General features: G+C 68.9%; 12 protein-coding genes and 11 pseudogenes. 13 read left to right on the top strand and 10 right to left on the bottom strand.

Annotated features, from left to right (window positions below):
* Positions 1-75 precede the first annotated feature (75 nt).
* The 4 genes and pseudogenes from G6N60_RS00110 to sigM all read left to right on the top strand — a co-directional run bounded on the left by G6N60_RS00110 (position 76) and on the right by sigM (position 7,453).
* A pseudogene (locus G6N60_RS00110) lies at positions 76-862 on the top strand (NUDIX hydrolase).
* Positions 859-3,247: pseudogene (locus G6N60_RS00105) on the top strand (DUF6049 family protein). The pseudogenes G6N60_RS00110 and G6N60_RS00105 overlap by 4 nt, the downstream one beginning before the upstream one ends.
* A complete protein-coding gene (gene murJ, locus G6N60_RS00100; RefSeq protein WP_163730806.1) occupies positions 3,244-6,825 on the top strand; it encodes a murein biosynthesis integral membrane protein MurJ in 3,582 nt (1,193 codons plus the stop codon). The pseudogene G6N60_RS00105 and the gene murJ overlap by 4 nt, the downstream one beginning before the upstream one ends.
* Positions 6,826-6,883: 58 nt before the next feature.
* Positions 6,884-7,453, top strand: a complete 570-nt coding sequence (gene sigM / locus G6N60_RS00095; RefSeq protein WP_163730804.1) for an RNA polymerase sigma factor SigM — start codon at positions 6,884-6,886, stop codon at positions 7,451-7,453.
* On the opposite strand, the gene G6N60_RS28430 is transcribed toward sigM, so the two are convergent.
* Positions 7,450-7,761, bottom strand: coding sequence for a hypothetical protein (locus G6N60_RS28430; protein ID WP_246240129.1), 312 nt, complete (start codon positions 7,759-7,761; stop codon positions 7,450-7,452). The genes sigM and G6N60_RS28430 overlap by 4 nt on opposite strands.
* A gap of 528 nt (positions 7,762-8,289) precedes the next feature.
* Here G6N60_RS28430 and trxB point away from each other — a divergent pair.
* From trxB to G6N60_RS00075, 3 genes and pseudogenes are all read left to right on the top strand, one after another.
* Positions 8,290-9,260 (top strand): annotated as a pseudogene (trxB, locus tag G6N60_RS00085) (thioredoxin-disulfide reductase).
* A gap of 16 nt (positions 9,261-9,276) precedes the next feature.
* Positions 9,277-9,612, top strand: coding sequence for a thioredoxin (gene trxA, locus G6N60_RS00080; RefSeq protein ID WP_163730802.1), 336 nt, complete (start codon positions 9,277-9,279; stop codon positions 9,610-9,612).
* Positions 9,613-9,696: 84 nt separating this feature from the next.
* A pseudogene (locus G6N60_RS00075) lies at positions 9,697-10,878 on the top strand (N-acetylmuramoyl-L-alanine amidase); the annotation flags it as partial.
* 14 nt (positions 10,879-10,892) lie between these two features.
* Here G6N60_RS00075 and G6N60_RS28425 read toward each other — a convergent pair.
* From G6N60_RS28425 to rpmH, 9 genes and pseudogenes are all read right to left on the bottom strand, one after another.
* Positions 10,893-11,640, bottom strand: a pseudogene (locus G6N60_RS28425) (acetyltransferase).
* A gap of 167 nt (positions 11,641-11,807) precedes the next feature.
* On the bottom strand, positions 11,808-12,785 hold the full coding sequence (locus G6N60_RS00070; RefSeq protein WP_163730800.1) for a ParB/RepB/Spo0J family partition protein: 978 nt from the start codon (positions 12,783-12,785) through the stop codon (positions 11,808-11,810).
* Entirely contained in the window at positions 12,782-13,681 is a 900-nt protein-coding gene (locus G6N60_RS00065; RefSeq protein WP_170312538.1) for a ParA family protein, read from the bottom strand. The genes G6N60_RS00070 and G6N60_RS00065 overlap by 4 nt, the downstream gene beginning before the upstream one ends.
* Positions 13,682-13,767: 86 nt before the next feature.
* Positions 13,768-14,526: a 16S rRNA (guanine(527)-N(7))-methyltransferase RsmG gene (gene rsmG / locus G6N60_RS00060; protein ID WP_163730797.1), complete on the bottom strand. Its 759-nt coding sequence runs from the start codon at positions 14,524-14,526 to the stop codon at positions 13,768-13,770.
* A gap of 54 nt (positions 14,527-14,580) precedes the next feature.
* On the bottom strand, positions 14,581-15,108 hold the full coding sequence (locus G6N60_RS00055; protein ID WP_163730794.1) for a Jag family protein: 528 nt from the start codon (positions 15,106-15,108) through the stop codon (positions 14,581-14,583).
* 6 nt (positions 15,109-15,114) lie between these two features.
* A pseudogene (yidC, locus tag G6N60_RS00050) lies at positions 15,115-16,232 on the bottom strand (membrane protein insertase YidC).
* Between the two features lie 126 nt (positions 16,233-16,358).
* Positions 16,359-16,583: pseudogene (yidD, locus tag G6N60_RS00045) on the bottom strand (membrane protein insertion efficiency factor YidD); the annotation flags it as partial.
* On the bottom strand, positions 16,580-16,936 hold the full coding sequence (gene rnpA, locus G6N60_RS00040; RefSeq protein ID WP_163730790.1) for a ribonuclease P protein component: 357 nt from the start codon (positions 16,934-16,936) through the stop codon (positions 16,580-16,582). The gene rnpA and the pseudogene yidD, both read right to left, overlap by 4 nt.
* Positions 16,937-16,968: 32 nt before the next feature.
* Complete coding sequence (rpmH, locus tag G6N60_RS00035; RefSeq protein WP_068001749.1) at positions 16,969-17,112, bottom strand: 50S ribosomal protein L34; 144 nt, start codon at positions 17,110-17,112, stop codon at positions 16,969-16,971.
* A gap of 574 nt (positions 17,113-17,686) precedes the next feature.
* Here rpmH and dnaA point away from each other — a divergent pair.
* The 6 genes and pseudogenes from dnaA to G6N60_RS00005 form a co-directional block, all read left to right on the top strand.
* Positions 17,687-19,154: pseudogene (gene dnaA, locus G6N60_RS00030) on the top strand (chromosomal replication initiator protein DnaA).
* 547 nt (positions 19,155-19,701) lie between these two features.
* Positions 19,702-20,892: pseudogene (gene dnaN / locus G6N60_RS00025) on the top strand (DNA polymerase III subunit beta).
* Between the two features lie 29 nt (positions 20,893-20,921).
* On the top strand, positions 20,922-21,806 hold the full coding sequence (gene gnd / locus G6N60_RS00020; RefSeq protein ID WP_163730789.1) for a phosphogluconate dehydrogenase (NAD(+)-dependent, decarboxylating): 885 nt from the start codon (positions 20,922-20,924) through the stop codon (positions 21,804-21,806).
* Positions 21,807-22,959 (top strand): annotated as a pseudogene (gene recF, locus G6N60_RS00015) (DNA replication/repair protein RecF). It begins immediately after the preceding gene.
* Positions 22,956-23,558: a DUF721 family protein gene (locus G6N60_RS00010; protein ID WP_163730787.1), complete on the top strand. Its 603-nt coding sequence runs from the start codon at positions 22,956-22,958 to the stop codon at positions 23,556-23,558. The pseudogene recF and the gene G6N60_RS00010 overlap by 4 nt, the downstream one beginning before the upstream one ends.
* A gap of 177 nt (positions 23,559-23,735) precedes the next feature.
* Positions 23,736-24,238 (top strand): annotated as a pseudogene (locus G6N60_RS00005) (ATP-binding protein); the annotation flags it as partial.

Raw genomic sequence — 24,238 nt, 5'->3', positions numbered from 1 at the left:
ACGACCCGGCGACAAGCCGACCACGACGGCGAGTGCGGCCAGGGCGAATTCCAACTGGCAGCTACTATCGCTTGGGTGTCGGAGGGCGAACGAGCCAAACCACGACGGCGCCGGGGACGGCGCCGCGGGCGACGCTCTGCCGGTCCCCCCGAGCCAGGCGCCACGGCCGCCGCCGGAACCGCCGCCGCTCCGCTTCCCGGGCCGACGCCCGGACACCGTCCCGACGCCGCGGCGACCCCATCGGGTCGACAGGGCCGGCGCGCGCCCGACCGGCTGCGCACGGTGCACGACGTCCGCGGGCGGACTCGTGATCGACGGCATCGACGGCCCGAAGGGCGCCCAGGTGGCTGCGCTGATCGGTCGCGTGGATCGGCGCGGACGCATGCTGTGGTCGCTGCCGAAGGGACACATCGAGCAGGGTGAGACCGCCGAGCAGACCGCCATCCGAGAGGTCGCCGAGGAGACCGGCATCCAGGGCAGCGTGCTCGCGGCGCTGGGCAGCATCGACTACTGGTTCGTGACCGAGGGTCGCCGCGTCCACAAGACCGTGCACCATTACCTCATGCGATTCCTCGATGGCGAGCTCTCCGACGAAGACGTCGAGGTGACCGAGGTGGCCTGGGTGCCGCTGGTCGAGCTGCCCGCCCGGCTGGCCTACGCCGACGAACGCCGGCTCGCCGAGGTGGCCGGAGAGCTCATCGACAAGCTGCACTCCGACGGCCCGGAGGCGCTGCCGCCGCTGCCGCACAGCGCACCGCGGCGCCGACCCCAGACCCATTCGCACACCCGCAACCGCCGACCCGACCAATCCCCGCAACCGCCACCCGGCCGGCGGGCGAACGGCTGCGGCCAAGGCCCATGACGCGCGCCGCGGCGGGTGTCGCCGGGTCGCGCCTGCTGACCGTCCTCGCGCTGCTGATGCTGCTCGTCCTGCCCGGGTGGCGCCGCGCCGCCGCCGGGGAGCCCGGCGAACGACCCTTCCTGCAATTGCACATCGACTCCATCACCCCAGAGACCGTCACGACGACGACCGAGCCCACCGTGACCGTGTCGGGGACGGTGACCAACGTCGGCGACCGGCCCGTGCACGACATCATGGTGCGCCTCGAACACGCCCCCGCCGTCACGTCGTCGACCGGGCTGCGCACCGAATTGACCGGCGGCGTCGACCAATACGAGGCCGTCGCGAACTTCGTCACGGTCGCACCGGAGCTGGCGCAGGGCCAGCACATGCCCTTCACGCTGTCCTATCCGGTGCGCTCGGCGGACTCCCCCTCGCTGCGCATCGACCAGCCGGGGATCTACCCGGCGCTGGTCAACGTCAACGGCACCCCGGACTACGGCGCGCCGGCCCGCCTCGACGACGCCCGGTTCCTGCTGCCCGTCCTCGGCGTGCCCGCCGACCCGAGCACGCCCGCCGGCACCGACGACGCGGTGACCGCCGTCGTCCCGCCCGACACGTCGCGACCCGTCCACGTGACGATGCTGTGGCCGCTCGCCGACAAGCCCCGCCTCGCCGCGGGCGTTCCCGGCGGCACGACCCCCGTCCGGCTCGTCGACGACGAGCTCGCCGCGTCGCTGGCCCCTGGCGGGCGTCTCGACACGCTGCTGACCGCCGCCGACTTCGCGACGAGTCCCGCCGTCGACCCGGCCGGGGAGACGCGCGCCGCCCTGTGCCTGGCCGTCGATCCCGACCTGTTGGTCACGGTCAACGCCATGACGGCGGGCTACGTCGTCAACGACGATCCCGCCGGCGGCCTGGCCTCACCGACGCACGCCGGGACGGGGCAGGACGCGGCGGTCAACTGGCTGGGCCGGTTGCGGACGCTCGCCCAGCGGCTGTGCGTGGCCCCGACGGTCTACGCGCAGGCCGATCTGGGAGCCCTCGCCAGGGTCGGGGACCCCGGGCTCTCGACGACCGCGACGACCGAGGGCGCCGACATCGTCGACCAGATCCTCGGCGTGGCGTCGACCCGCGGCGCCACCCTGGTCGGCGACGGCCCCCTGACCGGGCCCGCGGTCAAGCTGCTGTCCTCGCATGGTCCGACGGTGGCGATCGCCGCCGGTGAGTCCGTCGCCCAGGACTCGACGGCGGACGACCCCGCGGCCATCGACCTCGCCCCGCGTCGCTACGACGCCAACGTGGTCGCCGCGCCCTTCGACCCCGCGGTCGGCGCGGCGCTGGCCGGTGCGGGCACCACGCCGGTGACCCCGTCCTATCTCGATGGCTCCCTCGACGTTCCGCTGTCCCACGACTCCTCCATCGCGCGCCGCGAAGACGCCCTGGCCGCCGTGCTGTGGCGTGCGCTGCGGCCGCAGACCGAGCCCCGCACCGAGCTGCTCATCCCGCCGCTGGCCTGGAACCTGCCCCCCGACGAGGCCCAAGCCGTGCTCTCGACGCTGGCCTCGGCGATCCGGTCCGGGCTGGCCGTACCAAGGCCGCTGTCGGCTGTACTCGCCGAGCAGCGCGATCCCGCCGTCGGAGGTGGCTCCGCTACCGGCAGAGACGCTCGGCAACCCGCGGTCCCACATCGACGCGGACGTGACGTCGGACATCTCGAACGTCACCGCTCGGCTGTGGGGACTGACCGGGCGCTGACCACCGACCCGCGCACCGGCCTGACCGGGCCGCAGTACACCGCGCCGCTGCGGGAGGACATGCTGCGGGCGCTGAGTCAGTCGGTCGCCCCCGATGCCCGCAACGGCCTGGGCGGGCAGCGGGTCGGCGTCGTCGGCACCACGGTCGAGGACCTGCTGCACGCCGTCACGATCGTCAACCCCGGCGGCTCCTACACCCTGGCGACCGAACGCAGTCCGCTGCCGCTGGCCCTGCGCAACGATCTGCCCGTGCCCATCCGGGTGCGCCTCGACGTCGACGCCCGCCGGGATGACCGTGACGAACATGGGCGAGATCGAACTGCCTCCCGGCTACCTGCCGCTGCGCGTGCCCATCGAGGTGCACTTCACCCAGCGCGTGGCCGTCGACGTCGCCCTCCAGACCGCCGACGGTCTGCCCCTTGGCGAACCGGTGCGGCTGTCGGTGCACTCGAACGCCTACGGCAAGGTGCTGTTCTTCATCACGCTGTCCGCCGGGGCGGTGCTGGTGCTGCTCGCGGGACGCCGGCTGTGGCATCGGTTCCGAGGCCAACCCGACCGCGCCGACCTCGACCGCCCGTCGCGGCGCGACGGTGAGCGCAGGCCGGACCCGTTGGACGTCGCGCTGGCCCACGAGGACGGCCCCCTGTGAATGCCGTCCGGCCGCCCAGGGTGCCGCCGCGCGCACCGCAGCGGATCCCGCAGGGCGCAGCGCCGCGCCGCCGCGCCGGTGCCCCCGAACTGACCGACTCGGCCGTCGTCTCGCGGTCGTGGGGCATGGCGCTCGCGACGTTGATTAGCCGCATCACCGGCTTCCTCCGCATCCTCCTGCTGGCCACGATCCTCGGCGGACCGCTGCTGAGCGCCTTCTCGGTGTCCAACCAGCTGCCCAACCTGATCGCCGCGCTGGTGCTCGAGGCGACGTTCACCGCGATCTTCGTACCCGTGCTGGCCCGCGCGGAGCGCGACGACGCCGACGGGGGCACGGCGTTCGTACGCCGCCTGCTGACGCTGACGACCGCACTGCTGGTGGTGGCGACGGTGGTCTCGGTGGCCGCCGCGCCGTTGCTCGTCCGACTGATGCTCGGCGGCGATCCGAAGGTCGACCGATCGCTGACCGTGGCGTTCGCCTACCTGCTGCTGCCGCAGATCATCTTCTACGGCCTGTCGTCGGTGTTCATGGCAATCCTCAACACGCGCAACGTCTTTGGGCCGCCGGCGTGGGCGCCGGTGCTGAACAACGTGGTGGGCCTGGCGATCCTCGGCGTCTTCGTCGTCGTGCCCGGCGAACTGTCGCTGAACCCCGTCGCGATGGGCACCGCCAAGCTGTTGGTCCTGGGCATCGGCACGACCCTCGGCGTGGTGGCCCAGACCGCGATGGTGTTCGTCGCCGTACGCCGCGAGCGGATCAGCATGCGCCCGCTGTGGGGCCTCGACGACCGGATCAAGAAGTTCGGCGGGATGGCCGCCGCCATGGTGCTCTACGTCTTGATCAGCCAGGCCGGCCTCATCGTGGGCAACCAAATCGCCAGTCACGCAGCGGCTTCGGGCCCGGCCATCTACAACTACGCGTGGCTCGTGCTCCAACTCCCGTTCGGCATGATCGGCGTGACGGTGCTGACGGTGGTGATGCCGCGGCTCTCGCGCAACGCCGCGGCCGACGATCAGCCCGCGGTGCTCGCCGACCTGTCGTTCGCGACCCGCCTGACGCTGCTGACGCTCATCCCGGTCGTGGCGTTCATGACCGTCGCGGGCCCGGCGATCGGCAGTGCGCTGTTCGCGTACGGGAACTTCGGCCAGGTGGACGCCGGCTACCTCGGGATGGCGCTCACGCTGTCGGCGTTCACCCTGCTGCCGTATTCGATGCTGCTGCTGCAGACGCGGGTCTTCTATGCCAGGGAACAGCCGTGGACCCCCATCGTGCTCATCGTCGTGATCACCGCGGTCAAGGTCATCGCCTCGCTCGCCGCGCCGCATCTCACCGACGATCCCGAACTCGTCGCCGGTTATCTCGGGTTCGCCAACGGGCTCGGCTTCCTGGCCGGTGCCGTCGTCGGCCACGTCATGCTGAGGGCCAATCTCAAACCGCCGGGCGGACGAATGATCAGCCTCGACGTGGTGCGGACCATCCTCGTCACCGTGGCGGGGTCGTTGCTCGCGGGCCTGGTCGCGCACGTCGTCGACCGACTGCTGGGCCTCGGGACGCTCACCGAGCACCATGGCGGCGCCGGGTCGATCCTGCGGCTGCTGGTGCTCGGCCTCATCATGGCGCCGATCATCGCGACGGTGCTGCTGACCGCCAAGGTGCCCGACGCGCTCGCCGCCGCCGCGGCGGTCCGGCGCCGGCTCGGACGCGGGCGAGCCGTTCCGAGCGAACCCCGTCCCCGGGGTCGGGTGCCCGACCCACCTCGCCGCGGTATGCCCCTCACGTACTCTGATCAGAGCAATTTCCGTCCGTTACCGTCGCGTCAAATTCCTCCGGCGTGGCAGGGCGGGCCTCCGGCGACCGTCGCCGGTGCCGGGCTTCGGAAAGGACCAGCGGTGACCGACGACCCCGCGGGCGATTCCGCACCCGAGGCGAGCGGCGCGACCACCCGCATCCCGCGACAGAGCGTCGACGACTTCCAACCCGACGTGCCGGCGGAGTCTCATCTGCCGCCGTCGGGACGGCCTCCCGCCGACTACGCCGGCGACCCCACCCGCGAACCGACGGCGTTTGCCGTGCCGGGGGAACCGGCGATCGAGGCCGCCACGGCCGACGACGAGGTCCACCTCATTCCCGGCGCCACCATCGCCGGCGGGCGCTACCGCCTCCTGGTGTTTCACGGCGGGCCTCCGCACCTGCAGTTCTGGCATGCGATGGACACGGTGCTCGACCGTCAGGTCGCTCTGACCTTCATCGATCCCGACGCCGTGCTTCCCGACGAGGAACTGACCGAGATCCTCTCGCGCACAATGCGTTTGAGTTCGGTCAACTCGACCGGCGTGGCTCGCGTGCTCGACGTCGCCCGCACCGGCTCCGGCGGCCTGGTGGTCTCGGAGTGGATTCGCGGCGGGTCGCTGGCCGAGGTGGCCGAGACCGCGCCGTCGGCGATCGGCGGTGCCAGGGCGGTCCAGTCGCTGGCCGCCGCCGCGGAGGCCGCCCACCGCGCGGGGGTCGCGCTGTCGATCGACCACCCGGGCAGGATCCGCGTCAGCATCGAGGGTGACGTCGCGCTCGCCTTCCCGGCGACGCTGCCCACCGCCACGCCCGAGGACGACATTCGCGGCATCGGAGCGGCGCTCTACGCGCTGCTGGTCAACCGCTGGCCCCTGCCGGAGTCCGGCGTGCGCAGCGGCATGGCGGCCGCCGATCGGGATCCCGCGGGCGAGCCGGTGGAGCCGCGCAGCATGGACCGCGCCATCCCGTTCCAGATCTCGGCCGCGGCCGTGCGGGCCGTGCAGGAGAACGGCGGCATCAGGTCGGCGCCCACGTTGCTCAACCTGCTGCAGCAAGCCACCGCCGTCGCCGACCGCACGGAGTTGATCGCGCCGATCGACCAGCCCGAGGCGCCCCGTGCGCGCTACGCCGCCGACGACGACCCCGAGGCCAAGGCCAAGCGCCGCAAGGGCGTCCTGATCGGCGCCGCGGTGGCGGGTGCCATCCTCGTCGTCGCCCTCGTCGTGCTGGCGACGGTGCTGCGGGGCGTGTTCAGTGACGTCGGCGGTCCGCTGGACAAGGACCAGCTGGGGCTCAACGCACCGACGAGCAGCAGCACCGGCGCCAGTGCGCCGAGCACGGCGATCGTGAAACCCGTTCGCGCAACGGTCTTCTCGCCCGGCGGTGAGGCCGACAATCCCGCGGACGCGGCCAACGCGATCGACGGCAATCCCGCGACGAGCTGGTCCACCGACATCTACAGCGACGCCGTGCCGTTCCCGAACTTCAAGAACGGGGTCGGGTTGGTCCTGCAGCTGCCGCAGCCGACGGCCATCGGGTCGGTGACGTTGAACCTCAACAGCACCGGCACGTCGATTCAACTTCGCTCGGCACAGTCACCGACGCCGGCGACGCTCGACGAGACCACCGAGCTGACACCCCCGACGCCGATGAAACCGGGCACGAACACCATCACGATCAACAACCCGACGCCGGTCTCCAACCTGCTGGTGTGGATCACCACGCTGGGGTCGGTCAACGGCAAGAGCGTCAGCGCCCTCTCCGAGATCACGCTGAAGGCCGCTTCCTGAGTCAGGCGCCCCACAACAAGTGTCGGGGCAGGGGTGGCGCGTTCATTACTGTTCGGGCATGGGGACTTTCGCGTCGCACGACGGTCGGGACCGCACCGATGCGGAGTTGCTCGCCGCGCACGTCGCCGGGGATCGACATGCCTTCGCGGAGTTGTTCGGCCGCCACCAGCGGCAGCTCTACCGGCTGGCGAAGGTGACCAGCCGCCATCCCGAGGACGCCGCGGATGCCCTGCAGGAGGCGATGCTCGCCGCCCACCGCAAGGCGCCGACCTTCCGCCACGACGCGTCGGTGAGCAGCTGGCTGTACCGCATCGTCGTCAACTGTTGTCTGGACCGCTTGCGGCGCAACAAGACTCACGCCGCGCTCCCGCTGGGGGACGACGACTGCCGGATCGGGGACCCGACTGCGCGCGTCGACACCGCGATCGTCGTCGAGCGCGCCCTGCTGCGGCTGCCCGTCGATCAACGCGCGGTCGTGGTGGCGGTCGACATGCAGGGCTACTCGATCGCGGAGACCGCCCGCCTGCTCGGGATTCCCGAGGGCACGGTCAAGAGTCGATGCTCGCGGGCCCGGGCCAAGCTGGCCCAGTCGCTGGCGTCCTTCGACGGCGTCGCGACGGCCCGCTAGCGACTCTGCCGCACCGTGGTGTCGGTGCGCGGCACGGCGACGAGCTGCGGCCCGTTGACCGCCTGCGACAGGCAGCCCGGGATGTTGCGGCACGCGATGATGGTGCCCGCGCCCGGCGAGGCGCCGGGAACGGCGGGGATCGGGTTCGGAATGCCACACGTCTGGTGGTACGGGTCGTACGGCACGATGTTCTGGTCGCACGCCACGGGACTGGAGTCAGGCGTGGTGGCGGCTCCGAACGCGATCAGACCTGAACTCGCCATGGCGGCGAAGGCGCCGGTGACGAGGAGTCGACGGATGTTGCGCATGAGGGCCTTCGTTCGTGTTCGGCGAGATGTCAAGGTGGCCGAGGGCCTTATCAGCTACCCCTCAGCCAACGAACGGGCGAGCCGCGGAATTCCCGATACGGGCAGCGCAATGGTGTACTGACGCGCGACGGCTCGACCCGGCAGGAGACGCGTTCGGTGGACAGCGTGGCAGACGATCACGACGGCGATCGGGTCCCGTGGGAACTGCTGTCCGCGCTGCGGGACGGTCTGCTCGACGAGGGCACCGCGGCCCGCCTGCGCAGCCGTGCCGCTGCCGATCCACACGTCGCCGACCGCCTCGCCGCGCTGGACCGGGTGCCGCAGCAACTGGCCGCCCTGGCCGCGGACGCCGAGACCGCCGACGCCGTCCCGCCGGACGTCACGCGCGCGTCGAGCGCGCCCTGCGCTCGTGTCCGCCACCGGGCCGCCGGCGGTGGCGCCGCTGGGGCCGCCGGTGACGCGTCCGAGGCGCCGTCGCGGAACAGCCGGGCTTACGCTGGTGTTATAGGCGTACCCAGAAAGGCGGAAATGACTTCACCGAACACCGTCCACGACCTGATCATCATCGGTTCCGGCCCAGCTGGTTACACGGCGGCCGTGTACGCCGCGCGTGCCCAGCTGCATCCGCTGGTGTTCGAGGGCGTGCAATTCGGCGGCGCCCTCATGACGACCACCGAGGTGGAGAACTACCGGGTTTCAAGGACGGCATCACCGGCCCCGAACTGATGGAGCAGATGCGTGAGCAGGCGCTGCGGTTCGGCGCCGACCTGCGCATGGAGGACGTCGACGACGTCTCGCTCGACGGCCCCGTCAAGACGGTGACCGTCGGTGACGAGACGTTCCGGGCACGCGCGGTCATCCTGGCCATGGGCGCGGCCGCCCGTCAGCTCGGCGTTCCCGGCGAGATGGAGCGCATCGGCACCGGCGTCAGCACGTGTGCCACGTGTGACGGATTCTTCTTCCGCGATCAGGACATCGCCGTGATCGGCGGTGGCGACTCCGCGATGGAGGAGGCCACCTTCCTGACCCGGTTCGCCCGCAGTGTGACGCTCATCCACCGCCGCGACGAGTTCCGCGCGTCGAAGATCATGCTCGAACGCGCCAAGGCCAACCCGAAGATCACGTTCCTGCTGAACACCGCGGTCACCGAGGTGGAGGGCGAGCCCAAGGTCACGGGCGTGCGCCTGCGCGACACCGTCACCGGTGAGGAGTCGAAGCTCGCCGTCACGGGCGTGTTCGTCGCCATCGGTCACGATCCCCGGTCGAGCCTCGTCGCGGGCAAGGTCGACTTGGACGACGACGGGTACGTCGCCGTCAAGGGCCGCACCACCAGCACCTCGGTCGACGGCGTCTTCGCCTGCGGCGACCTGGTCGACCACACGTACCGCCAGGCCATCACCGCCGCGGGCAGCGGGTGTTCCGCGGCGATCGACGCCGAGCGCTGGCTCGCCGACACCGAAGACCCCGAGCTGAACCCCACCAACGCCACCGACGCCTAACCCCGAGGAGCCCGACATGAGTGAAACCACCAGCGCGACCGTCGCCGTCACCGACGATTCGTTCTCCAGCGACGTCCTGTCCAGCAGCACTCCCGTGCTGGTGGACTTCTGGGCCACCTGGTGCGGTCCCTGCAAGATGATCGCCCCGGTGCTGGAGGAGATTGCCAACGAGAAGGCTGGCGCACTCACCGTCGCGAAGATGGACGTCGACGCCAACCCCGGCACCGCCCGCGACTTCCAGGTGGTGTCGATACCGACGTTGATCCTGTTCAAGGATGGTCAGCCGGTCAAGCGCATCGTCGGCACGAAGGGCAAGGCCGCGCTGCTGCGCGAGCTGTCCGACGTCGTCTGATCGGCCTCCGGCAACGGCAGCCGTGGTTTCCCGACTGGCCTGGAGGTTTCAGAATTACCGGTTCTGTCTGCGACAATTCTGTTCATGTCTAGTCTGCGCCGCGGCGATCGGGGAATCCCCGTGGCCGAGATTCGGGCGGCATTGGCGGCGTTGGGGCTGCTCGACAACTCCGACGCGGACCTCACCACGGGCAAGCACGTGGCCTTCGATGCCTTCGACGACGACCTGGATCACGCGGTCCGCGCCTTCCAGCAGCACCGGGGGTTGCTGGTCGACGGCGTGGTCGGAGAGGCCACGTACCGCGCGCTGAAGGAGGCGTCCTACCGGCTGGGGGCACGGACACTCGCGCACCAGTTCGGCGCGCCGATGTACGGCGACGACGTCGCGACGCTGCAGGCCCGGTTGCAGGACCTCGGGTTCTACACCGGCCTCGTCGACGGCCACTTCGGTTTGCAGACCCACAACGGTCTGATGTCCTATCAGCGCGAGTACGGCTTGTACCCGGACGGCATCTGCGGTCCGGAGACGCTGCGCTCGCTGTACTTCCTCGGCTCCCGCGTGACGGGTGGCTCGCTGCACGCGATCCGCGAGGAGGAGTTGGTCCGCCGCTCCGGGCCGCGGCTGTCGGGCAAGCGCATCATCATCGATCCGGGCCGCGGTGGCGACGACCACGGGCCCATCATGAACGGTCCCGACGGACCCATCAGCGAAGCCGACATCCTGTGGGACCTCGCGAGTCGCCTCGAAGGCCGGATGACGGCGATCGGCATGGAGACCTTCCTGTCCCGGCCTGTCGGTCGCAGTCCCTCCGACGCCGAGCGCGCCGCGACGGCGAACACCGTGGGCGCCGATCTGATGATCAGCCTGCGCTGCGCCGCCCTGCCCGGCTCCCCCGCCAACGGCGTCGCATCGTTCCACTTCGGCAATTCGCACGGCTCGGTGTCGACCATCGGCCGCAACCTCGCGGACTTCGTGCAGCGAGAGTTGGTGGCGCGCACGGGATTACGCGACTGCCGCACGCACGGCCGCACGTGGGATCTGCTGCGCCTGACGCGCATGCCCACCGTGCAGATCGACGTCGGCTACATCACCAATGCGCACGACCGGGATCTGCTGGTGTCCGGGCAGGTGCGTGACGCGTTGTCCGAGGGCATACTCGCGGCCGTCAAACGGCTCTATCTGCTGGGCAAGAACGATCGTCCGACGGGCACGTTCACCTTCGCCGAACTGCTCGCCCACGAAGCGGTCGGTCGAACAGCAGCGCGCCGCCCAGAGCTGAGTCACGCGCGCAGGCTCGCGCCGGCTCCGACGGGCTGCTTCAGCTCGGCGCTCACCAGGAGTCGCTCCAGCGCTGCTTCGACGTCGGCCTTCCATCCCAGCCCCTGCTCGAGTTCGAGCCGCATCCGCGGGAAGTACCGATGCGGCGCGACGACCTCGAAGCCGACGTCGGCGAGGAACTCCGCGTCGGTCACGCACTGCTCCACCGAACAGTCGCCGAGGACCGCGACCGCGGGCGCAGGTCCGGCGAAACCCGTTGTGGGTCAGACAGTTCCGCTGCGTCGGGCGTCCTGCCGTAGGACTCGAGGGCGCGGACGCCTCGTCGCACCAGGTCCCCGACGACCGCAGCCATCAAAGCCCGGGTGAGCCCGTCGCCGTCCTCCCCCGACTCGACGCCCACCGTCGTCAACAAGACGGCGTCGGCACTCACGGGTCCGGTCGGGAAGAGGCCCGCTCGTGGCACCGAGCGCGGCGGCGCATAGAACGCGTAGCCCAGACACGGGTCGTCGCCACTGGACGCCGATGCGGTGAAGTCGGCCTCCTCGGGTTCGCATGGGACGGCGAGCTGTCCGCAGGAACCCCACTCGAGCATCACCATCGAGAGCCAGGCTTCCTTTCGAACTCCGGGTCGGCGAGGTGATCTCCGCGCTGCAGGGTGGCCGGGTCGACCTCCCAGAAGACACAGCGCCGAGCGTGCTTGGGCAACTGCTCGAAGGCTTCGAGTCGCAGCGGAGTGATGCGGGCGGACACTAGACCGCCCAGTCCGCTCGCGCCGGCCGCCGACGCAGGGTCACGGCACGGCGCTGGCTCCGAGTCCGGAGACATGCGAATCACGTTGCTGCGCAAGGGTTTAGCTCCTTCGAGGGCCGACGACGGCGGGCTGGTGTCACAGTGACGTAATTACGCCGTGTGACCGGTCATGCCTCCGACGCGTTCATTAGGTCGACTATGCGCTGAAGGTCGTCGACCGAGCCGAACTCCACGACGATCTTGCCCTTGCGTTTGCCTAGACTCACGGTGACCCTGGTATCGAACGCCGACGACAGCTTCTCAGCAACGTCCTGCAGCCCCGGCATCTGGATCGGCTTGCGCCGCGGCGCCGGTGGGGCGTCAGGGACGCCATCCCGGTTCGCCAGCGTCACCGCCTCCTCCGTCGCCCGAACCGAAAGGCCCTCGGCGACGATGCGGGCGGCCAACTCCTCCTGCTTCTCCGCACCACCCTCGAGGGCGAGCAACGCCCGGGCGTGGCCGGCGGACAAGACGCCCGCCGCCACCCGGCGCTGCACCGCGATCGGCAGCCGCAGCAGCCGAATCATGTTGCTGATCACCGGGCGCGACCGACCGATTCGCACCGCGAGCTCGTCGTGGGTGACGCCGAATTCGTCGAGCAGCTGTTGATACGCCGCCGCCTCTTCCAACGGGTTCAACTGTGCGCGATGGATGTTCTCCAGCAGCGCGTCCCGCAGCATGCTGTCGTCGGCGGTCTCGCGCACGATGGCCGGGATGGCGGCGAGACCGGCCTCCTGCCGCGCGCCAGCGCCGCTCCCCATCACCAGTTGGTACCGAGGACCGCCGTCGGCCGGCTTCAGCGCCCGCACGACGATCGGCTGCATCAGTCCGAACTCACGGATCGAGTGCACCAGTTCGGCGAGGGCGTCACCGTCGAACACCTGGCGCGGCTGCTTCGGGTTGGGTTCGATCAGCGACGGATCGATCTCGCGGTACACCGCACCCACGTCATCGACGGGCTCGACCGTGGCGGTCGGCGCGCTGCCGTACATCACGTCGGCCGCGGCCGCGCCCATCGCCGGGCTCAGCTCGCTGTCGCTGGGGCCGGTCGGGATCAGGGACGCCAATCCACGTCCGAGGCCGGTTCGCTTGGGAGGCGGCGTCATCGTGGTTCCTTCCCCGTGGTGTGGGCACGTTCGGCGATCTCACGGCTGGCGTCGAGATAGCTCATCGCACCGCGCGATCCCGGATCGTATTCGAGGATCGTCATGCCATAGCCCGGCGCCTCGGAGACCTTGACGCTGCGCGGGATGACGGTCCGGAGCACCTTGGCCCCGAAGTGCGACCGGACGTCGTCGGCCACCTGGTCGGCCAGCTTGGTCCGTCCGTCGTACATCGTGAGCACGACGGTCGTGACGTCCAGCAGAGGATTGAGGTGCGACTTGACCATCTCGATGTTGCGGAGCAACTGACCGACGCCCTCGAGTGCGTAGTACTCGCACTGGATCGGGATCAGCACCTCGGGCGTGGCGACGAGCGCGTTGATCGTCAGCAGGCCAAGGGAGGGCGGGCAGTCGATGAAGACATAGTCGAAGTCGTACTCCTCGAGCGTCGCGAGCGCATTGCGCAGTCGGCCCTCCCGGGCCACCATGCTGACGAGTTCGATCTCGGCGCCCGCCAGATCGATCGTCGCGGGCACGCAGTAGAGGCGTTCGCTGTACGCGCTCTGCTGCAGCGCGTCCTTCACGGGGATCTCACCGATCAGCACCTCGTACGACGACGGTGTGCCGGGGCGATGCTCGATGCCCAGCGCGGTGCTCGCATTGCCCTGCGGGTCGAGATCGATCACCAGAGTCTTCAGCCCCTGCAGCGCGAGCGCCGCGGCGACGTTGACAGCGGTCGTGGTCTTGCCGACGCCGCCCTTCTGGTTCGCGATCGTGAACACCCGTTGGCGTGGGGGCCGCGGCAGCTGCCGACCCTTGGCGCCGTGGAGGACACGGACGGCGCGCTCGGCCTCGGCCCCAATGGGCGTATCGCCGACCGTCTGGTCCTTCCATTCCACGTCGACAGGAGGGCGCCATGTTTCACGTGAAACATCGGGCGGGCTAGCCGGCGACGAAGTGCCGCCGTCGCCACTCGGCGGTCGTGTCACTTGGTCCTCCTCGTCGACCCCTGGGGCCGTGGTGGTCGTCGCTCCTGGCTCTGCGACCGAGGCGCCGGGGGTATGCGTGACCCCCGACGACCGGCTCCCGAACGACTCCCCCGCACCGCTACGACCACGGTCACGGGTGGAGTCAAATAGTTCACGCCACATTCCATCACCTTCACGTCGGTGGCACCCAATGAGCTCATCACGCGGCGGTGCTCGGCGATCTCGGCCGCCGCCCGCTCACCCTTCATCGCCAGCATCCGACCCCCCGGTTCGAGGAGGGGCAAGCACCAGCGCGACAGCTTGTCGAGAGACGCGACAGCCCGCGACGTGACGACGTCGATGTGACCCGCCGCATCACGCACGGCCCGCTCCTCCGCTCGCCCGCGGATTACCGTCACAGGAATACCGAGCAGCTCGACGACCTCGCTGAGAAACTCCGCCCGCCTCAGGAGCGGCTCGACCAAGGTGACCGCGACGTCGGCCCGCGCCAGCCGCAAGGGAATGCCCGGCAATCCCGCGCCACTGCCGACGTCTGCGACGCGCTCCCCCGAGTTCAGCAATTCGGCCACCGCGGTGCTATTCAGAATGTGCCGTTCCCAGAGTCGATCGACTTCCCCTGGACCAATGAGTCCACGCTCGATGCCGGCGCCGGCCAACACGGCCGCATACTGCTCTGCCAGCTCGAGGCATTCCCCGAACACTGCCGCAGCGGACGGCGGCGCCGCCGGCGCTTCACCATGTTTCACGTGAAACATCCTCCGACTCCGACGCCACCGGCCACACGAACTACATCGTTGTAACTAGAGACGTCAGGCCGGCAGGACGACGACGCGGCGCGACGGCTCGGCGCCCTCGCTCTCGCTGCGAACGCCATCGACAGCCGACACGGCGTCGTGCACGATCTTGCGCTCGAACGGCGTCATCGGCGTGAGCTCCTCACGCTCGCCGCTCGCCAGCACCCGCCGCGCCACCTTGTCACCGAGAGCGGCCAGCTCGTCTCGACGGCCACGCCGCCAATGCGCCACGTCCAACATGAGGCGACTGCGCTCGCCGGTCTTCTGGTGCACGGCCAGCCGGGTCAGCTCCTGCAGCGCATCGAGCACCTCGCCCTTGCGACCGACGAGCTTGGCCAGATCGCTGCCGCCGTCGATCGCCACCACCGCACGATCACCCTCGACGTCGAGGTCGATGTCCCCGTCGAAGTCCAGGAGATCGAGCAGTTCCTCGAGATAGTCACCGGCGATCTCGCCCTCGGCGACGAGACGGTCCTCGAGATTGTCCGACGCGGGTGCGGCGTCGTCGACGTCCGTACGTTCGGTGGTATCGGCATCAGTCATGTTCGTTCACTTCCTTGCTGTCTCAGCCATCAGGGACCCGAGCTCGATCGGGTAGGGGCGTCGCTTCGGGCGGTTGTTCGTTCGGCGCGGCGCACGGTTGGCGCCCGCGCCGGCCTTGGAGGGCGTCGCCTTCCCACCGGCGTTCGACACCGGCTTCGACACGGGCGTCTTCGCGTCGGACTCGAGCGGATCGGTCTCCTGCCCCGTCGTCTCGGACAGCTCGGTGGGCGCGGGCACGGTCGGCGCCGCACCGTTGGCTGCGGGCCGCTTGCGTTTGGGCTTGGAACCGGGAGCCGGGGCATTCGACGCACGACGCGCCAAGTCCTCCTGCTTCTTCAGCTCCTCTTCCTTCTCGATCCTGCCGAACACGTAGTGCTGCTGGCCGTAGGTCCAGATGTTGTTCGACACCCAGTACAGGATGATCGCGATCGGGAGGAACGGACCACCGACGACCACGCCGAGGGGAAACACGTACAGCGCGAGCTTGTTCATCATCGCGGTCTGCGGATTGGCCGCGGCCTCGACGCTCTGCCGTGCCACCGAGGCGCGGCTGTTGAAGTGCGTCGCGATGCCCGCGATGATCATCAGCGGTACGCCGACCGCAATGACGGCCGCCCGGTTGAAGTCGTCGAAGGCGCCCAGTCCCACCGTCTGAATCATCGACGCGCCGAGCGGGGCACCGAAGAGGTTGGCGTCCAGGAAGTGTCCGACGTCGGTGGCGCTGAAGATGTAGTTGCCCAGTTCGCGGTTCTGCTCGACTGACAGGCCCAGTCGGCCGAAGCCGGTCTGCGTCCGGTTGAATGAGTTCAGCACGTGATAGAGCCCGATGAACACCGGGATCTGGGCCAGCATGGGCAGACAGCCGAGGATCGGATTGAAGCCGTGTTCCTTCTGCAGCTTCTGCATCTCCAGCGCCATCCGCTGGCGATCCTGCCGTACTTCTTCTGCAGCGCCTTGATCTGCGGCTGCAATTCCTGCATCTGCCGCGTCGTGCGGATCTGCCGAACGAAGGGCTTGTAGAGGATCGCCCGCAGCGTGAACACGAGGAACATCACTGCCAGTGCCCACGCGAAGAAGTTGTCGGGGCCGAGCACGAAGGCGAACGCCTTGTACCAGAGCCACATGATCGCGGAGACCGGGTAGTAGATGACGTCGAGACTGAACCAATTAAACAAACGAATCGCTCCTCAGCGTCGCGGTGTCCTCAGCTTCGCCGGAGTCCGTCCGCGGACGACATCCGATCGCGGCCGTTCCGGAATCGGGTCCCATCCGCCTCGGTGCCATGGGCCGCACTTGGCCAGCCGCACCAGGGCCAGCCAACTCCCCCGCACCGCGCCGTACTCCCGCAGGGCGTCGACGGCGTACTGACTGCACGTCGGGGTGAAGCGGCACGAGGCGGGACGCAGTGGCGAGATCATCGTGCGGTACAGCTCGATGGCGCGGATGGCCACGCCGGCCACCCCGCGGCGCGTCATCCCCGGCCTCCGGCGTTGGCCTTCACGCGCTGCAGCGCGGTGTGCAGTTCCTGCGCCAACCTGGCGGAGATGGCGTGCCTGCTGCCGGGGAGTGCTCGGATCACCACTTTGTCACCTGGCCCCAGATCGTCGATCACCCCGCGTGCCACGTGCCGCAGCATCCGGGATACCCGATGGCGCTGCACGGCCGACCCGACCGACTTCGATACGACGAGCCCGATCTTCGGAGTCGTTTCCTCACCGGTCGACACGAGGGCGTGAACGACGAGATCGGGTTGGGCCGCGCGAAGGCCGCGACTCACGGTCAGCCCGAAGTCGGTCGACCGCGTCATCCGGTACTGAGCCGGAAGCACTCTCCTACACCCCGCTCACGACCCACACGGGATCATGCAGTGAGCGAGCGACGGCCCTTGCTGCGCCGACCCGACACGATGGCGCGGCCGGCGCGGGTGCGCATCCGCAACCGGAAGCCGTGCACGCGAGCCCGGCGCCGGTTGTTCGGCTGAAATGTCCGCTTGCCCTTGGCCACGGCTGCTTCTCCTCTGTGACGGTCGCGCCCGCTCCGTCGCACATGAGCTCCATGTGCGCGTGGAAGCAGCCGCAGTACGTACGCTTCTGTTCGTCTCGCTTGCTAGCCCCGGCGCGTGAACCCGAGGATCCGGGTCGCAGCCGTGCCGCCACGTTCGGGCGACTGTTCGAGGGTACTGACGAGATTTCCCTAGGTCAAACCGCCTTCTCCGGCTCCAGCTACCGCCACATTCTTCACACCGTCACCACCCAGCACGGTGCTTGCCAGAAGCTTCCTGGGAGACGCCGTCAATGTTCCCGAACTGTTGGCACCCGGCAATAAACCTGTTAGCTTCTGCCAAGGCCATTTCAGACGAGACGGCGCTACGACACAAGCGAATGACGGTCGCGCGACCGCGAGCCCACGACGCCCTCGACCACCCGGTCGGGCCTAGTGTGCCCGGGAGCCTGGCTGTCCTGCCAGAACGCACGACACGACGACCGGTGTCGGTTATCCACAAATTGTGGATAACCATGTGGACATCCGGTTTTCGTCCATTCGGCCAACACGCCCGGCCAAGAGGGGGACGTCTCCGTTGACAGCAGACCCCGACCCCCCGTTCGTCGCCATCTGGAACGACGTCGTGACGGAGCTCAACGGTGACTTCGGCTCGGACTCGGCGACCGGCGCCGCGATCCCCAACCTCACCCCACAGCAAAGGGCCTGGCTCAAGCTGGTGAAGCCGCTGGTCATCGCCGAGGGGTTTGCCCTGCTGTCGGTTCCGACACCGTTCGTCCAGAACGAGATCGAGCGTCACCTCCGCGAGCCGATCATCTCGAGTCTCAGCCGCCGCCTCGGCCAGCGCGTGGAACTCGGGGTCCGCATCGAGACCCCGGCACCCGATGCCGGCACCGAGCTCCCGCTGGACGGCCTGCCCGATCCGGACGAGGTCGACGACGACGAGGAAGCACTCGCCAGCGCGGAGGAGAGCTGGCCGAGTTACTTCACCAACCGGCCGCAGAATCCGCCGTCCAACGACGTCAGCCTCAACCGCCGCTACACGTTCGACACCTTCGTCATCGGGGCGTCCAACCGGTTCGCCCACGCCGCGACGCTCGCGATCGCCGAGGCGCCGGCCCGCGCCTACAACCCTTGTTCATCTGGGGCGAGTCCGGTCTGGGCAAGACCCACCTGCTGCACGCGGCGGGCAACTACGCCCAGCGGCTGTTCCCGGGAATGCGCGTGAAGTACGTGTCGACCGAGGAGTTCACGAACGACTTCATCAACTCCCTGCGCGACGACCGCAAGGCGTCGTTCAAGCGGAGCTATCGCGACATCGACGTCCTGCTCGTCGACGACATCCAGTTCATCGAAGGCAAGGAAGGCATCCAGGAGGAGTTCTTCCACACCTTCAACACCCTGCACAACGCGAACAAGCAGATCGTGATCTCGTCCGACCGGCCGCCCAAGCAGCTCGCGACGCTCGAGGACCGGTTGCGGACGAGGTTCGAGGGGCTTGATCACCGACGTCCAGCCACCCGAGCTCGAGACGCGAATCGCCATCTTGCGCAAGAAGGCTCAGATGGATCGGCTCGACGTCCCCGACGACGTCCTGGAACTGATCGCCAGCAGCATCGAACGCAACATCCGCGAACTCGAGGGCGCGCTGATTCGCGTGACTGCGTTCGCCTCGCTCAACAAGGCGGCCATCGACAAGTCGCTCGCCGAGATCGTGCTGCGCGATCTGATCTCCGATGCCAGCACGATGCAGATCAGCATCGCGACCATCATGGCCGCGACCGCCGAGTACTTCGAGACGACCATCGAAGAGCCGCGGCCCCGGCAAGACCCGCGCGCTGGCACAGTCCCGCCAGATCGCCATGTATCTGTGCCGCGAGCTCACCGATCTGTCCCTGCCGAAGATCGGTCACTCGTTCGGCCGCGACCACACCACGGTGATGTACGCCGAGCGCAAGATCCGCGGCGAGATGGCTCAGCGGCGCGAGGTCTTCGACAACGTCAAGGAACTCACCACGCGGATCCGCCAGCGCTCCAAGCGCTGAGCCCTCGCTTCCCCACCTCGCATCGGGTAGACACCCGTCGAGTTCTCCCCTGCGCCAACGATTTTCGAAAATCTTCTGACCCTCTCGCACCACGAGTCACATGACCGTCTCGCGGGACAACTCGTACAGGTTCTGGACGAAGCGGCGGCGGCGGCCGCATCGGTGCACACACCACGGGCCGTCCACAGCGGGCGTCGGCGGCCTCGCGACGATCCACGAAGTGCCCCACGACCGCACCGCCCTCGACCTGCGCGGCGCCGCGTGCACTAACAGCATCCACAGCACCTATTACTGTTACTCATCTCTATCTCTAGATTCTCTTCTAAGAGAAGGACCTGGGGAGCGCGCCCTGTGGGTCGCTCGTCGAGCGGACCTCACGGGGCGTCTGTCACTCCGATGGATTAGCTTTCAACTTGAAGGCGGAGGCTCTACGGTGGGTCTTCGACAACCGGAACGGTCGTCGAATCGCAGCGTGGTGACATGTCCGCAAGGCACCCGTAGATCCGCTGCTAGTGCTTGTAGCTCGGGTTTCACTGAAGGGGACGCGATGGACGTGGCGACGACGATGGGTACCGACCTGAAGTTCCGCCTGGTGCGGGAGGACTTCGCCGACGCGGTGGCGTGGGTGGCGCGCATCCTGCCGACCCGGCCGACGGTGCCGGTGCTCTCCGGGGTGCTGCTCACCGGTTCCGACGAGGGTCTGACCATCTCCGGTTACGACTACGAGGTGTCGGCCGAGGTCCGGGTGGCGGCTGAAATCGCCACTCCCGGAAGCGTTCTCGTCTCGGGACGGCTGCTCTCCGACATCACGAAGTCCCTGCTGCCAAGCCCGTCGACGTCAGCGTCGAGGGCACCCGTGTCTCGCTCAGCTGCGGCAGCGCCCGGTTCTCCTGCCGACGATGGCCGTCGAGGACTACCCGACGCCGGCGCTGCCCGAGGAGACCGGTGTCGTCGCCTCCGATCTGTTCGGCCAGGCCATCAGCCAGGTCGCCGTCGCCGCCGGGCGTGACGACACGCTGCCGATGCTGACCGGCATCCGGGTCGAGATCTCGGGTGAGAAGGTCGTGCTGGCCGCCACCGACCGCTTCCGTCTCGCGGTTCGCGAGCTGACCTGGTCGACGAGCGCGGCCGACATCGAGGCCGCCATCCTGGTACCCGCCAAGACGCTGGCCGAGGCCGCGCGCGCGGGGACCGACGGCACCGACGTCCACCTGTCGCTCGGCGCGGGGGCCGCCGTCGGCAAGGACGGACTGCTCGGCATCCGCAGCAACGGCAAGCGCACCACCAGCCGACTGCTCGACGCGGAATTCCCGAAGTTCCGGCAGCTGTTGCCCGCCGAACACACCGCCGTCGCCACGGTCGGCGTCGCGGAGCTGACCGAGGCCATCAAGCGCGTGGCGCTGGTGGCCGACCGCGGCGCCCAGGTCAGGATGGAGTTCAGCGACGATTCGCTACGGTTGACCGCCGGCGGTGAGGACGCCGTCGGCCGGGCGAGGATCTGCCCGTCGAATTCTCCGGCGACCCGCTGACCATCGCCTTCAACCCGACGTACCTGACCGACGGCCTGGGTTCGCTGCACTCGTCAAAGGTGACGTTCGGCTTCACGACATCCAGCCGTCCCGCAGTGTTGCGGCCGGCGGGTGATGATGGTGATGCGCACGTCGGTGCGACCGGTCCGTTCCCGGCTGGGCAAACCGACTACGTGTATTTGTTGATGCCGGTGCGGCTTCCGGGCTGACCGGCCCTATCGCCACGAAAGAGGCGCACATGCAACTCGGCCTGGTCGGTCTCGGAAAGATGGGCTTCAACATGCGTGACCGGCTCCGCAAGGGCGGTCACGAGGTCATCGGGTACGACCCCCGCCCCGAGGTCAGCGACGTTCCGGACCTCGCCGGGCTCGCCAGGACTGCGCCCCGCGCGGTGTGGGTCATGGTGCCCTCCGGCGACATCACCAACGAGACCATCGTCGGATTGTCCGAGGTGCTGAGTGAAGGCGACCTGGTGATCGACGGTGGCAACTCGCGCTACACCGAGGATCAACCGCACGCTGCCCTGTTGGCGGAGAAGAAGATCGGCTTCATCGATGCCGGGGTGTCCGGTGGCATCTGGGGCTTGACCGAGGGCTACGGGTTGATGGTCGGCGGCAGCGACGAGGACGTCGAGAAGGTCATGCCGATCTTCGACACGCTGCGGCCGGCGGGACCTCGGGAGGACGGCTTCGTCCACGCCGGTCCCGTCGGTGCCGGGCACTTCGCCAAGATGGTTCACAACGGTGTCGAGTACGCCATGATGACGGCCTACGGCGAGGGATACGAGATGTTGGCCGCCGAGGACCTCATCAAGAGTCCGCAGGAGGTCTACCAGGCCTGGACCAACGGCACCGTCGTGCGGTCCTGGCTGCAGACGCTCCTGGCCAAGGCCCTCAAGGAAGATCCCCAGCTCGCCGAGATCCGCGGGTACACCGACGATTCGGGTGAGGGTCGGTGGACGGTCGAGGAGGCCATTCGCCTGCGCGTGCCGGTGCCCGCCATCGCCGCGTCGTTGTTCGCGAGATTCCTTTCGCGACAAGATGATTCGCCGACGATGAAGGCCGTCGCGGCACTGCGGAACCAGTTCGGTGGCCACGCGGTGAAGAGGATCAGCGAGGGCTAGGTGTACGTCCGTCACGTCGCGCTGACCGACTTCCGCTCGTGGTCGCACCTCGAGTTGGAGCTGGTGCCCGGGCGCACCGTGTTCGTCGGACCCAACGGCTTTGGAAAGACGAACATCGTTGAGGCGCTGTGGTATTCGTCGACGCTGGGGTCACACCGGGTGGGGTCGGACCCGCTGATCCGGGCGGGCGCCGAGCGCGCGATCGTGTCCTCGATCGTGGTCAACGACGGTCGTGAGTTGGCAATCGACCTGGAGATCACCGCAGGCCGCGCCAACAAGGCGCGGTTGAACCGGTCGCCGGTGCGCAGCGCCCGCGAGATCCTGGGGGCGTTGCGGGCGGTGCTCTTCGCACCGGAGGACCTGGCGCTGGTGCGTGGGGATCCTGGGGAGCGGCGCCGGTACCTCGACGAGCTCGCCACGACCCGGCCGTCGGTGGCCGGGTGCGCGCCGACTACGAGAAGGTGCTGCGCCAACGGACGGCGCTGCTGAAGAGTGCTGCGGGCGCGCGGTATCGGGGCGATGCGGGCGCGTTGGAGACCCTCGACGTCTGGGACGGGCACCTGGCGTCCCACGGTGCCAAGCTGATCGCGGCGAGGGTTGCGCTGGTCACGCTGCTGGCCCCCGAGATCGAGAAGGCCTACCAGCTGCTGGCGCCGGCGTCGCGTCCGGCGTCGGTGCGCTACCGCAGTGCGGGGAGGCGGTCGAGGCCGAGGCCTCGACGGGCGCGGCGAATCAGGAGGTGTTCGAGGTGGCGCTGCTCGACGAGTTGGCGCGCCGGCGCTCGGCCGAACTGGAACGGGGAGTCTGTCTCGTCGGTCCGCACCGCGACGACCTCGAACTGCGGCTTGGGGATCAGCCCGCGAAGGGTTTCGCCAGCCACGGCGAGTCGTGGTCGATGGCGTTGTCGCTGAGACTCGCGGCCTACGAATTGCTGCGATCCGAGGGCTCGGACCCGGTGCTGCTGCTCGACGACGTGTTCGCCGAATTGGACAACGCCAGGCGGCGGGCGTTGGTCGAGGTGGCCGCGTCGGCCGAGCAGGTGTTGGTGACCGCCGCGGTGGCCGAGGACATCCCGCAGGACTGGGATGCTCGGCGGATGCGCATCGGCATGCGCGACGAGGATTCCGGTCGAGTGTCGGAGGTGATTCCATGACGGACCGCAGCGACGACGAGCCGTTGGGACCGCCCGATGCGCTGGCCCATCTGAAGGGGATGGACCTGGTGCGCCGCGCCCTCGAGGAGGCCCGGGGCGCGGCGAAGAGCCAGGGCAAGGACGTCGGGAGGGGTCGCACGTCCTCGACGAACGCCACCCCGACACGCGGCTTCCGGCGGCGATGGTCGGGACCCGGTCCGGATTCGCGTGATCCCCAGACGTTGGCCGCGGCGACCTCCGAGCTCGCCAAGAGCCGGGGGTGGTCCGCACGCGTGGCGGAGGGCTCGGTGTTCGGCCAGTGGGCGGCCGTCGTCGGTGAGCAGATCGCCGAGCACGCCGATCCGACAGTCCTGCGCGACGGCGTGCTGACGGTCGTGGCCGAGTCGACCGCGTGGGCCACCCAGCTGCGGATGGTGCAGGCGCAACTGCTGGCCAAGATCGCCGCGGCGGTCGGCGACGGCGTCGTCACCAGCCTGAAGATCGTCGGCCCCGCCGGACCCACCTGGCGCAAGGGCAGTACAACGTGCCGGGACGAGGCCCCGGGATACCTACGGATGACCAGAAACAGCCGGTTCTCAGAGCGCCGACAACACGTGTAGGTGCGTATTCGGTCGTCGGGACGCACGGGACGTCGAGAAAAACCGTGCACGGCTCGATTAGGAGCGCGGAAACGCCGCCTCAGAATCAGTGCTGACAGTGCATCACGGTAGACTGGTCTGGACTCGCGAGGGCAATGGCTCTTCGCACCTCGAAAATACCAAGGAGACGCGCTAACTGTGGCTGCCTCAGACAAGACCGCATATGGCGCAGAATCGATCAAGGTTCTCGAGGGCCTCGAGGCGGTGCGGAAACGTCCGGGCATGTACATCGGGTCCACGGGTGAGCGCGGTCTGCACCACCTGGTGTGGGAGGTCGTCGACAACGCGGTCGATGAGGCGATGGCGGGCTTCGCCACCAAGGTGGACGTCCGCATCCTCGAGGACGGCGGCGTCGAGGTCACCGACGACGGGCGCGGCATTCCGGTGGCGATGCACAGCACCGGCATCCCCACCGTCGACGTCGTGATGACCGTTCTGCACGCCGGTGGCAAGTTCGAGGAAGGGGCGTACACCGTCTCGGGTGGCTTGCATGGCGTGGGTGTGTCGGTCGTGAATGCGCTGTCCACGCGCCTGGAAGCCGACATTCGCACCGATGGGTTCGAGTGGTTTCAAACCTACGATCACCCGTGCCCGGCACCTGCGCCAGGGCGAGAAGACCACTAAAAGGGCACCACGATCCG

Source organism: Mycolicibacterium madagascariense (genome assembly GCF_010729665.1).
Classification (GTDB): Bacteria; Actinomycetota; Actinomycetes; order Mycobacteriales; family Mycobacteriaceae; genus Mycobacterium; species Mycobacterium madagascariense.
This window is presented reverse-complemented; position numbering and strand designations above follow the sequence as displayed.